Below are 14,249 nucleotides of genomic sequence, written 5' to 3' on the forward strand. Positions count from 1 at the left end.
TGACGAAGGCAGAGAAGATGACCACGCGGACCCACCCCGTCGACCACGAACTCATCCAGGCCGCAGCGCACGTCGCGCGCACTCGCTGCCGCGGCGACAACCACACGATGGCGGCCGCGGCCCGTACCCGGGACGGCCGGATCATCACGGCCGTGAACGCCTACCACTTCACGGGAGGCCCCTGCGCCGAGCTGGTCGTCATTGGCGCGGCAGCCGCCCAGGGCGCCTACGAGCTGGACACGATCGTCGCCGTGGGCGACCGCGACCGGGGGGTTGTTCCCCCGTGCGGCCGGTGCCGTCAGGTCCTTCTCGACTACTTTCCCGCCCTCAAGGTCATCGTCGGCGACGAGGACCGCGTCCGAACCGTCCCTGTCACCGACTTGCTGCCCGAAAGCTACGTCTGGGCCGACCACCAGCTCGACGCCGAGTAACCGTGCCACTCAGCACGAGTCGGCAGAACCGACGGTGACAAGGCGCCGGTCATGGTGCAACCGGACTGATCTCCAGCAGTCGTAAGTCCGGGGAAGGGGGGCAGCGTGGTGGCCGGCCTCGATGCGGTTCCGGTCCGCGCGGACTTGCTGCCGGCAGCCGGACGGCGCGCCCCTCACCGAGGCAGCTTGGCGGGTCGATCCGGGTGGGCGGGGGCGACGTAGCGCATGGCGGTCCGCTCGGTGATGCCGAGCAGGCGCATCAGTTCGAGGGGACCCTGACTGTCCCCGAGGGCGGTGAGGCCTTCCTCCTCCATCCCGAGCACGGCGGCCTGGTCATCGCCCCAGGCGCCTACGCGGTCGGTTGCCAGCGCGAGTTCACGGGCGACTGGGGGCCCGTGTTCGACTGACGGCCGGCCGGAGCGTCATCACCCGGCGGTGGCACATGCGGTACGGCCTGGTCAGCGTGCGCACCTTCACCGCCGACCCCAACCAAGAGGAGGGGAAGTGGGTCTTTGCCAGGAGCAACCCGCTGACCCGCCTCCGGCGTCCGAGAGTGGAGTTGCACCCCGGAATGCTGGTGGCGATCGCGGACTGCGACTCCGGCCGGCTGATCGCCCGCCGGTCCGCGTCGCGCCGTACGTCGGCCAGCGACATGGCGGCGATCAAACCCCCGAGCACGACCACGCCGGCGACGAGGAGCAGGATCACCTGCCACGGATATCGCCGGAACAAATCGAAGACGAGGAGGAACGCCGACCCGCTCCCTCCGGCGAGCGCGCCCATGATCAGCGTCTCCCGCTCGTCCATAAAGCCCATGTAACGCGGTGGACCACCGCGTGTCGCCAACTGCCCTACCCTAAAAGGGTTCTGTGCCACGCCACATAGCGGTGGAGCTGTCGCAGCCATGGGCGAATTACTGCAGGATCAAGTGACGGTCGATCACGTCCTCGGTCGGGTACGTGACGTACGGTTGGTTTGTATCCGCAGAGGCCGTGTGCGGGTGACCCCGTGTGGCGATTGAGCAGGCGTGTCGTCGCGGACTGCTTTCGCGATGCAGGCATCCGGAGGTGTTGTCAGCTGAGACTGCCGCTGTGATGGGTATCACCATCCGGATGCTTCGGGTCGGGCATGCGGGATCATGAGGGAATGGACGCTCGTTTCCTTGGCATCGCTGATCTGGTCGAGGCCCCGTCCGTAGCGGTCGTGGTCGACGTCATGCGTGCCTTCACGGTGGCTGCCTGGGCCTTTGCCCAAGGGGCGGAAAAAATCGTTCTTGCTGAATCGCTGGACGAAGCCCTGGCCCTCAAGGATCGCCACCCGGATTGGGTGGCGCTCAAGGACGGTCCGCCCGCGCCCGGGTTCGACGCCGTCAACTCGCCGGGCCTGCTGCGGTCTATTGACCTTGGCGGACGGACTGTTGTGCAGAAAACCACGGCTGGGACGGTCGGTGCCCTTGCGGCCAAAGAGGCGTCGCTGGTGTTGTGCGCCAGCTTCGTGGTGGCGGAGGCAACGGCTGGGCTCTTGCGGACGGGCAAGAGCGGCAGTGTCACGTTCGTGGTCACTGGCGAAGACGGGCAGGCCGACGAAGATCTGGCGTGTGCTCAGTACATCGCTCGAAGGGTCACCGAGGCTGGGACGGATGCTAGTGAGTACCTCCGTCGTGCTGCCCAGTCACGCGCTGCCGCCGAACTGGCGCAGGGGGTGCGACAAGGAGTCCATCCTGATGACGTTGCGCTCTGTCTTGAGGTCGACCGGTTCCCCTTTGCCATGGTGGCTACCTTGGAAGACCCGCTCATGGTCCTGCGTCCGTGCGCCGTGCCTTCGCCGGCCGACGACGCCTCGACCTGACGGCATGAGCCCGCACGCGAGGTAGCCGTGGGACAGCTCGTGGCAGGCAGGTTCGGGAGAGGAAGCCGAGAGGCCCAGACCCTTTCGTTCGGATGACCGAACTCTTGGCAGGAAGGCGCGGTCATCGAGTGCGGCGCCTCCGACGGCCTCTGTGGTAGGGCGCAGGGTGGCTCCGCGAACAGAAGCTCAAAGCCGGGATCGGCTTCAACACGGACGCGGTTCAGCTACTGGACTACCTGAAGGAAGCAGAGCCCGAGAAGGCGTCCACCCGCCCGGCGCCCAAGAGCGTGAGCCCGCAGATGCGGTACCTGGTCAAGCGGCTCAAGGACACCAAGCCCGTCGCCCCGAAGCCGCGGATCTCCCAACGCACCGTCGAGCGGTACGTGAAGGACCAGATCGAGAAGCCCCTCCTCGACCTCGCCGCCGTCTGGCGAACCAGGTGAGGAGGTCCGCTTCACCGACATCGCGCACCTGGAGTTCGACTTTCGACCCTCCGTCGCCTGGAAGTACGGGGCAGGTCGCGTGAAGCGAAGCACGATAGCTGTCACAACAGCAGGGGGTGTTGTCACCGCCGCTGGCAGAGGTCGGTTCGGCTGTTGGTGAACGGTGCTGCCGCGGCGCGGATGCCCCGATATTTTCTGGGCATGGCTGATCATCAGGTGATTGACGTTGGAGGTGTCCGGCTGGCCTATCAGGTCTCGGGGCCGCCGGACGCCCCGCCGCTCGTCCTGTTGCATGCGATGGGGGAGGATGGCACGGACTGGGACATCGTGGCACCTGTCTTCGCCCGCAGTTGGCGTGTCTATGCTCTCGATCTTCGCGGTCACGGGCGGAGTGATTGGCCAGGGGAGTACTCGCTGCAACTCATGCGGGACGACGTGCTCGGATTTCTGGATGCACTGGCACTTGACCGAGTGGATCTGGTGGGGCACTCGATGGGAGGGCTCGTTGCGTATCTGCTTGCTGAGGACTCTCCGCAGCGTGTGAACCGGCTCGTCTTGGAGGACGTTCCAAGCCCACGTCCTCGGGAACAGACCACTCCGACCAGGCCGGATGGGAAGCTGACGTTCGACTGGGACATGGTGGTGGCCGTCAGGCGGCAGGTCGACACGCCGGATGCGGAATGGCTGGAGGGCCTCAGCAGGATCACCGCCAAGACCCTTGTGGTGGCTGGTGGGCCAAGCAGTCACGTGCCCCAGGAAGGTATCGCCGAGTTGGCCCGTCGTGTTCCTGATGGGCGGGTCGTCACCATTCCGGCCGGCCACTTGATCCACAAATCCGAACCGACGGAGTTCACGAAGGCCGTTCTGGCGTTTCTGCGGTCGGAGGAAGAACCCTGCCCCGCACTGGAAGCATGAGATACAGCAGCCGCCCGCTTGTTGTCACCTGCGGAACTGAGGGCCGCGGTCGGTCCTCGTGGCCAGGTGCTCGGCGTGGGTATCGAGTACCGACTGGAGGGCCCGGTAGTAGGAGAGGCCGTCTCGTGTCTCAGTCTGCCTGAGCGATCAGCTCCTTGGTACCGTCCAGGCGCACCCCGAGCAGGACCAGCACGCACGAGTGCGCCTGCCCGAGCCGTACCTTGGGGTGCACACCATCGGCCCACACGTACACGTAGTCGCCGTCCGACAGGTCCCGGTCCCGGCGCTGGCCGAGGGGCTGCGTGAGTCCACCGAGTCGTGGGCCGACCTGCTGCGCGACTGCCGCCGGCGCGGCATGCGCGATCCCGAGCTGGTCGTCGGGGACGGCGCGATGGGGCTGTGGAAGGCACTGGCGGAGGTGTTCCCGGCTGCCCGGTATCAGCGGTGCTGGGTTCACAAGGCCCGCAATGTTACGAACTCCCGTCCGAAGTCCGCTCAGCCGGGCGCGACGAGGGCGATGCGGGAGATCTACAACGCCGAGGACCGCGCTCACGCCGAAAAGCGATCGAGGCATTCGAGAAGACCTACAGCGCGAAGTTCCACAAGGCCGTCGCGAAGATCACCGATGACCGGGAGAAGTTGCCGGCGTTCTACGACTTCCCGGCCGAGCACTGGATTCATCTGCGGACCACGAACCCGATCGAGTCGACGTTCTCCACGGTCAAACTCCGCACCAAGGTCACCCGAGGCGCCGGCAGCCCGGCCGCAGCCCTCGCGATGGTGTTCAAGCTCGTCGAGTCCGCCCAGACCCGCTGGCGGGCAATCACCGGAGCCCACCTGGTGCCCCTGGTCCGTGCCGGGGCCAGGTTCGAGAACGGCATCTTGGCCGAACGCGGAGACACACGCGCGGCGTGATCTTACGGTTCATCTCGAACGCGGCTACCTACCAGGAGTAACGGAGAACACGATGCACACGAACTCGGCCCCCTCCCACCAGGTCGTACAGCGGTACTTCCAGATGTGGACACGGGCGACATCTCCGTCGCCCCGGAAGTGCTCAGCCCGGATTGGGCCGACCACGCACATCCAGAGGTCAATGGGCCCGCTGACGTCCAACGCGCGGTCACACAGACCCATGCCACCCGGCCAGGACTCCGTTTCTACATCCACACGATTCTCGGCAACGATGACTTGCTGTCTGTGGTCGGTGGAGTCGGCCACGAAAGTCGCCCAGACGCCATAGACAGCCGTCTCATCTGGCTGATTCGACTTCTCGACGGTCAGATGGTCGAGATGTGGACCTATCGGCTCAGCACTCCATGATGCCGCCGATCCACAGGTATTGACGATTGCTCGGCAGGGAGCACCGCACGGTTCGGTGGATCAGTAGCGGTGGCCGGGCCAGTGAGGGTCCTCCCAACGATCGTCGCCGGTGAGGCCGAGCAGCCGTATTCGGTGGAGCAGTTCCCCTGATACGCCGTGGGCCCGGAGACGGGCGGGGGCATTGCGGACCAGCCAGGCGGTCAGCTCGGCGCGCGTCTCTTCCTCGTTCTCCCAAGAGTCCCAGGGGAGTTGGTCTCCGAGCAGGTCGTACTCCCATTTTGCTGCTGCCTCGGCCAGGTGGTCGTCGGCCGGGTGGGCGATCAGCGTCTCCCATGTGGTGAGCCACGGGGTGAGCGTGGCAGATGCCTCGGTGATCATTGCCAGGACCTCGTAAGCGGGTACTGTGGGACCGGGATCGGTGAGCGTGTCGGCCCACCAGGCGTGCAGGAATTCCCTGACTGCTTCGGCTTGCACGGTGGGCCACTGCTGCCAATGACCGCGAGCAAACGAGCGGCCGGCTTCCTCCAAGCCGAAGAGCGGCTCGACGGAGCCTTTGACCAGGGCCGTGGCGAACTGGGGCAGAATCCGGCGTAGTACGGATGCGTGATCGCTCCAGTCGGGGGCCTGCCAGGTGCGGCGCAGGAGGTCAAGGTCCAGCTCCGTATCAGGAACCTTGAGCTGCGCGAGTTCTTCGGCGCTGCCCCAGTGACACGCGCAGTTGTGCTCGTCGGGGTGGGCCGTCATCCCCCCGAAGGCGGCGGTCAGGCCGTCAAGCGCGGTAGAGAGGCGAAGTCGTGCGGGGGGCTGGTCGGGGTTCATCATGGCGTTCGCATTCAGGGACTCCGGGAGCTTCTGCCATCCGAAGATCGCTAAGATACACGGGTGGTTCTCAGACCGCCGTCGACATGATGCATCCCGACTCCCGCCGACGCCTGTGAAAGCCCCGGGACGGGTCACAAGGCCTGCGGCAGTGCCTGTGCGCGCCGGCATTCTGGGCTCGAAGGGCGTCTCGCGCGGCGTGTCGAACGGGGTCACCCACCTGGGGATTCACCGGACGTCGGGGCGGCCTTCGTCTGATCATGCGCTCCGGCCAAGATGCACGTGACCACGATGAAGACGCGCTCTTCCGCAACCCCGCCCAGCTCGCCGCCCTCCGCGCCGACCACGCGGCAGTCGACTAAGTCCTCCCGGAAGCGTGACGCTTGCGCGAACGCTTCCGGGCGGACCGGAGTCAGGCAGCAGACTCACCTTCGCGACCTTCGTCTCGATCGGTGCACCTTGGTCGGAGCACATGATCAGACGAAGGCCGCTCCAGCGTCCGGCGAACGCCCAGGTGAGCGGCCTAGTTCGAGGTCCGTTTCGGCCCGGTGTCCCGACAGCGGAGTTTGCGCAGTCGCAGAGAAATGGGAGTGGCGCGGGGATCCCTTACTGTGTCGCCTCATGACGATCCTGATCATCGGCGGAAGCGGTCTTCTGGGCACTGAGCTGATCCACCAGGCGGCAGCGGCCGGGCACACGACCGCCGCGACCTTCGCGACCAGGCCCGGCAGCATTGCGCAGGTCGCGTGGCACGCCCTCGACCTGCGGGACCCCGAGCAGCTCGAAGCAGTCGTAGCTCAGGTTGCCCCGTGCCCAATCGTCAACGCGACGAGCGGCGGATCGAATTGGTCGGTCACGGCCGAAGGCCCGATCCGCCTGGCGATGGCTGCGGTGAAGTACGGATGCCGCTTGATCCATGTATCCAGCGACGCGGTGTTCTCCGGCGCCCGCGTCCACTACGACGAGTCCTGCCTCCCCGACCCTGTCACCCCTTACGGCGCGGCGAAGGCCGCAGCGGAGACGGGCATTCGCCTCGTGGCCCCGGATGCCGTCATCGCTCGCACCTCACTGATCATCGGTGACCTTCAGTCCCCGCATGTGCGGATGGTGCACGACCTCTCGACCGGCACCCGGGACGGCGTCCTGTTCACCGATGACATCCGTTGCCCCGTGCATGTCGCCGACCTGGCCGCAGCCCTGCTGGAACTCGCCTCCGGGGTGGCGAACGGCGTTCACCATCTGGCAGGAGCCGACGCCATGAGCCGTCATGAACTCGGAATCCTCATCGCGAAGCGTGATGGGCTCGACTCCTCGCGACTTCCTGTGGGTCTGCGGACCGACAGCGCGTTTCCAGGGGCGCTCGATGTCCGCCTCGACAGTTACACCACCCAGCGCAAACTGCACACCACGTTGCGCGGCGCCCGCCAGTTCCTCTCCCTGAGCCCTTGAGGACCTTCTCAAAGCGACGCGATCGACCACGATCACCGTTCAATGAAACCGATCATGTACCGAAGAGCCAGGACAGCCGCAGGCTAAAGAACAAGCTAAGCGCTCTGTCTTGGCCGGGGTACACATCGTTTCGCATGCTGAGGTCACGATGACGACTTCTGTGTCTTGGCGACGCCTGAACTCTCCCACCCTCTGAGGCGGATCAAAAGTGACCCTCTCGGTGGTCGAGCAATGCTCATGACCTGTGGATCGGCCTCGGGTTGGACGCGAAGGGCACACCTTCCCGAGTGATCGACTTCTGGTCATCGAGTAGGCCGACGTTGCACCGTCGGTTGGGAAGGCACGCCGAGCTGACTGTAGTGAATGCCGATGGAACGACCGAGACCGGCTCTCTGATCGACGACATCGTCCGCGAGGGCGCGAGGCGGATGCTGGCCGCCGCTCTGGAGGCTGAAGTCAACTCCTACATCGCCGAGTTGGCCGACCAGCGAGACGAGAGTGGGCGCCGCCTGGTGGTCCGCAACGGCTATCACCAGCCCAGGAAGGTCGCGACCGCGGCCGGGGTGATCGAGGTAAAGGCCCCACGCATCAACGACAAGCGCATCAACGAGGCAACCGGCGAGCGCAAGCGGTTCTCCTCGGTGATCCTGCCGCCGTGGTGCCGCAAGTCCCCGAATCAGCGAGGTGCTGCCGCTCCTCTACCTCCACGGGCTGTCCAGCGGGGACTTCGTGCCCGCGCTCGAGCAATTCCTCGGCTCCTCGGCCGGCCTGTCCCCGGCCACCGTCACCCGGCTGACCGCCCAATGGCAGGCCGACCACCAGGCGTTCAGCGAGCGCGACCTGTCCGCCGCGGACTACGTCTACGTCTGGGCCGACGGTATCCACCTGCGCATACGGCTGGAGGAGGCGAAGGCCGCGGTCCTGGTCGTCATGGGCGTGCGCGCGGACGGAACCAAGGAGCTGATCGCGATGGCCGACGGCTACCGCGAGTCCTCGGAGTCCTGGGCGAGCCTGCTGCGGGACTGCCAGCGGCGCGGCATGCGCGCTCCCGTCCTCGCCGTCGGCGACGGAGCCCTGGGCTTCTGGAACGCGTTGAACGAGGTCTTCCCCGAAACCCGCCACCAAAGGTGCTGGGTTCACAAAACGGCCAACTGCCTCGACAGCCTCCCGAAGTCAGCTCAGCCCGCGGCGAAGAAGGCCATCCAGGACATCTACAACGCCGAGGACAAGGAGCACGCGGCCGCCGCGGTCAAGGCGTTCGCCAGGCAGTACGGCGCGAAGTTCCCCAAGGCCGTCAAGAAGATCGTCGATGACGAGGATGAGCTCCTGGCGTTCTACGACTTCCCCGCCGAGCACTGGATCCACCTGCGGACAACCAACCCCATCGAGTCGACCTTCGCGACCGTCCGTCTGCGGACCAAGGTCACCAAGGGCGCCGGATCCCGGGCCGCCGCCCTGGCGACGGTCTTCAAGCTCGTCGAGTCCGCCCAGGCCCGCTGGCGAGCCGTGAATGCACCCCACCTCGTTGCCCTCGTCCGCGCTGGGGCTCGCTTTGAACGCGGCCAGCTCGTTGAACGGCCGCAGACGACCGCGGCGTGAATAGGGTGGCGGACCTGCCTCGAAGTTCGAGAACATCCGGTCATGTTGGATGGCACGGCAGGACAGGACCTTCCGGTCGGCTTCGGGTTCCGGCCGTATCGCGGCGATGAAGACCACGGTGCCATGGCCGCGGTGCGGCTGGGGTGTGTTGAACGGGACCGGGTCGATGCCCATTCGGTAGTGGAAGGGCTCCCGACAGCGGCCGAGATCGCCGAAGCATCTGCCAAGTTGGAGGAGCCGTCCAAGAACCAGATCCTGGTGGTGCTCGACGGGAGCGTCGTCGGCTACTCGACGATCCGGTGGTGGCAAGAGCGGGACGATACGTGGCTGTACCTGCACCGCGGCTATCTCTTGCCCGAGAATCGCGGCCAGGGCATCGGCTCAGCCATGCTGAGCTGGGCCGAAGAGCGGATCCGCCAGCTCGTCAAACAGCATGGAACGGCGCGGACGGCAGTGATCGGTGCGAACGCCATGGCCTCCGAGCAGGACGCCACGGCACTTCTGCACGCAGCCGGCTACCGACGTGTCTTCAGCCTGGTCGAGCTGGAGCTGGGCGATCTGCAGCAGGTGCCCGAGCCGGGCAGCGAACTGCCGGCCGGGATACGGACAGGGCCGATCGGGACAAGCCACTACCGTGCAGCCTGGAGGACGGTCGTCGATTCGTACGCGGACTCCGGTTTCACTCAGAGATGGCCTTTCCAGGACTTCGTCGACACCGCCGACCCGGCATGCTGGAGGGCTGCCTGGAACGGGCAGGACATGGTCGGTGTCGCCCTCTGCTCCATCCGCCGTCATGACCACACCGTGGGCGAGGTGGAAGAGCTGAGTGTCCGGACGGACCAGCGACGCCTCGGAATCGGCCGGGTCCTGCTGCAGGACGGGCTGCGGAGCCTTCGCGAGCAGGGTGCAACGACCGCTCGGCTGTTCACGGGCACGGCAAATCCGCACCGGTCCTACGACCTTTACGAGAGTGTGGGGTTCCGGCGGCGGAACGAGTACGTCCGTTACCGCAAGCCGCTTGCTTGATCGACCGGCCATTGGGCCGTCGGGTCAGTCCACAGGATTTGACAATGCCTCCTCGGTGGTCTGCGCCTGAACCTGTGCACGAGCTCCGTTCCTCCGCGCTCTCCGGGCTACGCTCGGCCCGTGACGCATCGCTGGAGGGGCCACGCGACGAGCCATCCCCTCTGGGGAGCTGTTGAGTTGACGATCGCCTGGCATGTCGTGCTGGTGCTGTTCGCAAAGGTTGTCCTGCCGCCGCTCGCCCCGTCCTGGTTTCCCGGCCTCGGCGCGACCGTGGTCAACGCGGTCTGCTTCGCGGGAGCTTGGTTGATTCTGTGGCGGTGGGGGTGGCTGCGGGCGTCCGGGGTGGCGACGTTCGGCTGGGTGGGGCGCTGGTGGCTGGCCGTGCCCATGCTCCTTGTCGCCTGCTCATACGGCCTCGCGGGCCTCGACGGCAGCACGACCGTGCTCGTCAGTTCGTTGGTCTCGTTGTTGTGGGTCGGCATCAACGAGGAGGTGTTCAGTCGGGGCCTGGTGCAGCAGGTCCTTGCCCCGCTCGGGGCGATGCGCGCGGCGATCGGCGTCGGCGTCCTGTTCGGCGTCGGGCATGTCCAGAATTACCTGTTCTTCAACGCCTCGTTGGACGACACGTTGTGGCAGATGCTGTCCGCCGGGCTGTTCGGCTTCGCCTGCTCCGGGCTGCGCTTCGCGATCGGCTCGGTCTGGCCGATGGTCGTGGTGCACGGGCTGGACGACTTCTTCCAGATCCGTTCGCCGGGTGCGGCGCCGGACTGGTGGCAGGGGTGCGTGTACGTCTTCCACGCCGCGTTCGGGATGTGGTTGTTGCGGCGATACGGCAGCGGGGCCGTCGTAGAGCTGCACAGTGCTGTGCGTGAGGACCGCGACGGGCGCTCCGATCAGGCCGGGGCGCTCGATTGATGTCCTTCGTTACGCGGCCTGGGGCTGCAGGAAGCGGGCCAGCTGGTCGTCGAGGATGACCATGCCGGTGTGGAGGATGCGCCGAGCGAGGTCCGGACGCGCCGGCCTGTCAGTGGTTTCGCGGGGTGCCGCGTGTGCGGCGAGGGGCCGAGGGCTTCCTGGCCGCCTGCTGAAGCATGAAGCAAGCGATGCCCTCGGCTGGCCTCGTCCACCAGGTGACATTCCCGGGGAACGGCCCGGCGCTTGGCCCGCTCGAAGCGCTCTGGGCCATGTCGACGGCCTCGGACGCGAATCCGCGCATGAGGGATTGCATCGCCGTCGTGGTCGGCACATAGCAGCCCAGCTGCACGTCGCCGCCGGCGCGGGCGAGGCGGAGGGCCTGGATGAAGTGCCACTGAGCCACTTCGTGCTCACTGACATCGAAGGCCGTCCACCGACCGTTATCTATACCTTGTGCCGGTTCGTGCTGGTAGGCGGCTGGATGTTACTGAGCGACGTAAGGCACATGGAGCTCATGTGCCGTCAAGAAGAAGTGCTGGCGGTCTGCGCGGGCGTGGTCAGGTCTGCTGCGTCATCGCGCCGGGGCCGAACTGTCGCGATTCCGGCCGGAGGCTGGCCGGGCGGGTTTGTGCGGCAGGCCAGGAAGGAAGAGCGCTGGGAAGACTGCGAGGGCGGTGAACGACAGTGCCCAGTTGAAGGTGTGGTCGAATGCGGCTTCCTGCCCGGCGACGCCCGGGTGGCTGGCGAGTTGCCCCTGCAGGATGACGGCGAGGACAGCCGCGCCGAAGGATCCGCCGACCTGCTGCGTGATCCGGGTGGTACTGCCGGCGTGAGGGGTCTGCGGGGGAGTGAGGTCGCGGTAGGCGCCCACCATGACGGCCATGTTGGCGGCACTGAGTCCCGCGCCGCGAATGACGAGTGCGGTAGCAGGGATGAGGCCGTTGGCATGCTGACCGCCGTAGGCGAAAGGAAGGGCACCCAGCGCAGTTGGGGTGATGACGACCAGCACGACTGGGCGGGGGCCAATGCGGTCGGAGATGCTGCCCGCCCCGCGGGCGAGGAGGCTGCCCAGGCACTGCGGGGCCAGTAGCAGGCCGGCGGTGACCACGCTCCGACCGCGTAACTGCTCGTAGTGGAGCGGCAGCAGCAGCATCGCGCCGAACATCGCCAGCCCGGACAGGAAAAGCAGGGCAGAAGATGCGGCGAACGAGCGGGTGGTGAACAGCCGCAGGTCGATAAGTGGGTGTGCGCTTCGGAGGGCGTGAGGGACGAAAGCCGCCAGTAACAGCGCTCCGGCAGCCAACGGGACCACGACGGTGGCGCGGTCGAAACCGCTGCGGGTACCGGCTTGTGTCAGGCCGTAGAGCAGGACGGCTAGCGCGGGCGAGAGTAGCAGCAAGCCGGTCAGGTCTAGGTTGCTGTCGTGCCGCGCCGGGTCGGCCGGCAGGCCCCGCCAGGCCAGCAATGCGGCCAGGAGGGAGACGGGGGCATTGACGTAGAAGATCCACCGCCTGAGTGGTTCGGGTCGCGAAGGGCCACGCAAGCGACGATTACGCCCGACCTGGACGAGCAAGCACCGCCTGGCCGGCCTGGCATCCAGACTCCACATCGGGGCCGTCCACCGGCGGTAGCGGTCCTCGACAGGCCAAATCCCCTCGGCGCCCGCCGGACATAGGCGATACCGTGCCGCCGTGTGCATCTCAACAGGTGAGGCCGCGTTCTCCGGCACGATCGTGTACTGCGGGCGGCAGCACCACCCCGAGCACGGCCTCATCCACGTCCTGGGCTACCAGAACACCGCCGCCAACCTGGCGGACGGTCCGAACGCCATGTTGCTGCACCTGCCCACCAGGCAGCTCACCCCCCGGCACTTCCTCTCCGCCGGACGCGCCGGCGACGTCCTGAACCGCATGGTCACCGCCGTCGAATCCGCCGCTGCAGCAGCTGACGGTATCGCGTGGATGGGCGCGGAACCCCAGCCCGTCCAGGTCTTCGACCATGACGTCTACACGGTGCTCCTCGCCGCCGACCCCACCGCGGTCCCCGCCGCGCTGCGACAGGTGCCGCCGCACCGGCGCCCCGACCTCGACCCGGACCTCCTGCGCTTCTACGCCGAACACTTCCCCGACCACACCATCGCCGTGTGCTGCTTCGACAACGCCGACGCGCATCGTGCCAAGCCCTTGCTGCTGTGGTACCCGCCCCTCGACCCCGACCGACTGACCGTGCCGGCCCTGGACAGCCACACCGGAGCGGCGCCGGACCTCGACGCCGCCGTGCCCGTCGACCACTGGGTCCTGCTCTCCACCGACCAAGCCCCCTCCGACTGGGGTGCACCCGTCGTGTATCCCGGGGACCTGCGCCACCGCCTGCGCGCTTTCCTCCCCACCACCGTCGTGGGCCGGCACTTCGGACGCGGGCAGACCTTGCCCAACGGAGACTTCACCATCAGCCACCGCGACCTGCTCAGCGGCGACCTGGACCGCATCGAACGCCTGCGACCGACCCCCCGCTGAAAGTGCAGGAGGTACCTGCGGACCTTCCATCGCCGAGGCCAGGACTGGTACCGCGGGGTCTGTAAAGGGCAAGTTTGCTTGGGTCCTGTATCTGCCCCGTTGGCCAGGTGCCGAGAGTGCTCAAGGGGTCGGTTCGGCCGGGCCTGGCGACTCCCGCAGCTCACTGATGTAATAGGTCTATGCTTAGTTCATCGCTTACGCATGCGTCTGTCGTGGAGGACTGGGTCTCCGGCTGGGTGGTCTCGCGGGGGGCGTCCGATCCCGTGGCGCGACCGTGGGGCTGGACCATTGACGTCGGACAGCCGGCCCAGGTGGCGCGGCACGTAGTTGTCGACGCGGACGAGGCGCGCGTGCGCGAGGCCGCCGCGCAGGCGCGGGGGGAGGGATGGTGGCTCAAGGTTTTCCTGCCTGAGCCGTGCGAGGCGCCTAAGGCGCAGGTCTGCGCATGGCTCGGACTGGGGTGGGCGTCCGACGAGGCGGCTTTCCTGATGTCCGTCGAGTTGGCGCCGGTCACGCCCGGTGCGCTTCCGCCCGGCTACGTGCTGCGCACCTGGACCCGGGGCGACGTAGTCCGTGCGCTGATCGCGGCTCCCGATGGATCGCTTGCCGCGCGCGGGCAGATGGGCGTGGCGGGGGAGGCGGCGGTGGCGGACCAGATCCTCACCACCCCGGCCCACCAGCGTCGTGGCCTCGGCTCCGCCGTCATGCGCGCACTCCAGCAGCAGGCTCTGGCCTTGGGGGCCACCCGCTCCGTCCTCGGTGCGACGCCCCAGGGGCGCGCCCTGTACGAGTCCCTCGGCTGGCGCACCCACACGGCCTTCGTCAGCCTCTATCGCACCACAGGCCCGACGGAGTCCTGCTAGTGCCGCGGCAGGCAACGTTCGCCCCGTCCCGACGCCCGGCACGCACTCTCGCCGCACCGGCCGAAAGCCCAAGTACATCCAGTACGACGACTTCCGGCCGGC

Annotated in this window: 13 protein-coding genes and 5 pseudogenes; 12 read left to right on the top strand and 6 right to left on the bottom strand. The window is 67.2% G+C overall.

Features of this window, described 5'->3' with window-relative positions; genetic code table 11:
• Window positions 1-17: 17 nt before the first annotated feature.
• Entirely contained in the window at window positions 18-431 is a 414-nt protein-coding gene (locus tag AB0D59_RS20855; RefSeq protein WP_362567162.1) for a cytidine deaminase, read from the top strand.
• A 173-nt stretch (window positions 432-604) separates the two neighbouring features.
• On the opposite strand, the gene AB0D59_RS20860 is transcribed toward AB0D59_RS20855, so the two are convergent.
• Window positions 605-745, bottom strand: a complete 141-nt coding sequence (locus tag AB0D59_RS20860; protein WP_362567164.1) for a hypothetical protein — start codon at window positions 743-745, stop codon at window positions 605-607.
• A 61-nt stretch (window positions 746-806) separates the two neighbouring features.
• Entirely contained in the window at window positions 807-1,238 is a 432-nt protein-coding gene (locus tag AB0D59_RS20865; protein WP_362567167.1) for a hypothetical protein, read from the bottom strand.
• 339 nt (window positions 1,239-1,577) lie between these two features.
• On the opposite strand from AB0D59_RS20865, the gene AB0D59_RS20870 reads away from it, so the two are divergent.
• From AB0D59_RS20870 to AB0D59_RS20880, 3 genes and pseudogenes are all read left to right on the top strand, one after another.
• Window positions 1,578-2,279 (top strand): 2-phosphosulfolactate phosphatase, encoded by a 702-nt coding sequence (locus tag AB0D59_RS20870; protein ID WP_362567170.1) that lies wholly within the window; start codon window positions 1,578-1,580, stop codon window positions 2,277-2,279.
• A 227-nt stretch (window positions 2,280-2,506) separates the two neighbouring features.
• Window positions 2,507-2,704: pseudogene (locus AB0D59_RS20875) on the top strand (XRE family transcriptional regulator); the annotation flags it as partial.
• Window positions 2,705-2,923: 219 nt separating this feature from the next.
• The gene (locus tag AB0D59_RS20880; RefSeq protein WP_362567173.1) at window positions 2,924-3,637 is read left to right on the top strand and encodes an alpha/beta hydrolase; all 714 of its coding nucleotides are present in this window, start codon (window positions 2,924-2,926) and stop codon (window positions 3,635-3,637) included.
• Between the two features lie 142 nt (window positions 3,638-3,779).
• Here AB0D59_RS20880 and AB0D59_RS20885 read toward each other — a convergent pair.
• A pseudogene (locus AB0D59_RS20885) lies at window positions 3,780-3,917 on the bottom strand (IS256 family transposase); the annotation flags it as partial.
• Between AB0D59_RS20885 and AB0D59_RS20890 the strand changes: the two are divergent.
• A pseudogene (locus tag AB0D59_RS20890) lies at window positions 3,915-4,552 on the top strand (IS256 family transposase); the annotation flags it as partial. The pseudogenes AB0D59_RS20885 and AB0D59_RS20890 sit on opposite strands and share 3 nt — an antisense overlap.
• Window positions 4,553-4,657: 105 nt before the next feature.
• Entirely contained in the window at window positions 4,658-4,960 is a 303-nt protein-coding gene (locus tag AB0D59_RS20895; protein ID WP_362567176.1) for a nuclear transport factor 2 family protein, read from the top strand.
• 60 nt (window positions 4,961-5,020) lie between these two features.
• Here the strand turns inward: AB0D59_RS20895 and AB0D59_RS20900 are convergent, their stop codons facing one another.
• Window positions 5,021-5,704, bottom strand: coding sequence for a hypothetical protein (locus AB0D59_RS20900; protein WP_362567179.1), 684 nt, complete (start codon window positions 5,702-5,704; stop codon window positions 5,021-5,023).
• Window positions 5,705-6,400: 696 nt separating this feature from the next.
• Between AB0D59_RS20900 and AB0D59_RS20905 the strand changes: the two genes are divergently transcribed.
• The 4 genes and pseudogenes from AB0D59_RS20905 (at window position 6,401) to AB0D59_RS20920 (ending at window position 10,768) form a co-directional block, all read left to right on the top strand.
• Window positions 6,401-7,228, top strand: a complete 828-nt coding sequence (locus AB0D59_RS20905; RefSeq protein ID WP_362567182.1) for a sugar nucleotide-binding protein — start codon at window positions 6,401-6,403, stop codon at window positions 7,226-7,228.
• Window positions 7,229-7,560: 332 nt separating this feature from the next.
• Window positions 7,561-8,827, top strand: a pseudogene (locus tag AB0D59_RS20910) (IS256 family transposase).
• Window positions 8,828-8,869: 42 nt separating this feature from the next.
• On the top strand, window positions 8,870-9,853 hold the full coding sequence (locus tag AB0D59_RS20915) for a GNAT family N-acetyltransferase (RefSeq protein ID WP_362567185.1): 984 nt from the start codon (window positions 8,870-8,872) through the stop codon (window positions 9,851-9,853).
• Between the two features lie 177 nt (window positions 9,854-10,030).
• Window positions 10,031-10,768 carry a CPBP family intramembrane glutamic endopeptidase gene (locus tag AB0D59_RS20920; protein WP_362567188.1) on the top strand — a complete coding sequence of 246 codons (738 nt, stop codon included), beginning with the start codon at window positions 10,031-10,033 and terminating at the stop codon, window positions 10,766-10,768.
• Between the two features lie 224 nt (window positions 10,769-10,992).
• Here AB0D59_RS20920 and AB0D59_RS20925 read toward each other — a convergent pair.
• Both AB0D59_RS20925 and AB0D59_RS20930 read right to left on the bottom strand, forming a co-directional pair.
• Window positions 10,993-11,201, bottom strand: a pseudogene (locus tag AB0D59_RS20925) (sporulation protein); the annotation flags it as partial.
• A gap of 138 nt (window positions 11,202-11,339) precedes the next feature.
• Window positions 11,340-12,341, bottom strand: coding sequence for an MFS transporter (locus AB0D59_RS20930; RefSeq protein WP_362567191.1), 1,002 nt, complete (start codon window positions 12,339-12,341; stop codon window positions 11,340-11,342).
• A 118-nt stretch (window positions 12,342-12,459) separates the two neighbouring features.
• Here AB0D59_RS20930 and AB0D59_RS20935 point away from each other — a divergent pair, with 118 nt between their 5' ends.
• The gene (locus AB0D59_RS20935) at window positions 12,460-13,284 is read left to right on the top strand and encodes a hypothetical protein (protein ID WP_362567194.1); all 825 of its coding nucleotides are present in this window, start codon (window positions 12,460-12,462) and stop codon (window positions 13,282-13,284) included.
• A 212-nt stretch (window positions 13,285-13,496) separates the two neighbouring features.
• Window positions 13,497-14,147, top strand: a complete 651-nt coding sequence (locus AB0D59_RS20940; RefSeq protein WP_362567196.1) for a GNAT family N-acetyltransferase — start codon at window positions 13,497-13,499, stop codon at window positions 14,145-14,147.
• The last annotated feature ends 102 nt before the right edge of the window (window positions 14,148-14,249 follow it).

Origin of the sequence: Streptomyces sp. NPDC048417 (genome assembly GCF_040651615.1) — a bacterium.
In the GTDB taxonomy this organism is placed as follows: domain Bacteria; phylum Actinomycetota; class Actinomycetes; order Streptomycetales; family Streptomycetaceae; genus Streptomyces.

What these genes read in the sequence shown, in the direction of transcription:
- AB0D59_RS20870 (WP_362567170.1), top strand. Translation starts at nt 1,578, where the DNA reads ATGGACGCTCGTTTCCTTGGCATCGCTGATCTGGTCGAGGCCCCGTCC.
- AB0D59_RS20880 (WP_362567173.1), top strand. Translation starts at nt 2,924, where the DNA reads ATGGCTGATCATCAGGTGATTGACGTTGGAGGTGTCCGGCTGGCCTAT.
- AB0D59_RS20865 (WP_362567167.1), bottom strand. Translation starts at nt 1,238, where the DNA reads ATGGACGAGCGGGAGACGCTGATCATGGGCGCGCTCGCCGGAGGGAGC.
- AB0D59_RS20855 (WP_362567162.1), top strand. Translation starts at nt 18, where the DNA reads ATGACCACGCGGACCCACCCCGTCGACCACGAACTCATCCAGGCCGCA.
- AB0D59_RS20915 (WP_362567185.1), top strand. Translation starts at nt 8,870, where the DNA reads ATGTTGGATGGCACGGCAGGACAGGACCTTCCGGTCGGCTTCGGGTTC.
- AB0D59_RS20905 (WP_362567182.1), top strand. Translation starts at nt 6,401, where the DNA reads ATGACGATCCTGATCATCGGCGGAAGCGGTCTTCTGGGCACTGAGCTG.
- AB0D59_RS20860 (WP_362567164.1), bottom strand. Translation starts at nt 745, where the DNA reads ATGGAGGAGGAAGGCCTCACCGCCCTCGGGGACAGTCAGGGTCCCCTC.
- AB0D59_RS20900 (WP_362567179.1), bottom strand. Translation starts at nt 5,704, where the DNA reads ATGACGGCCCACCCCGACGAGCACAACTGCGCGTGTCACTGGGGCAGC.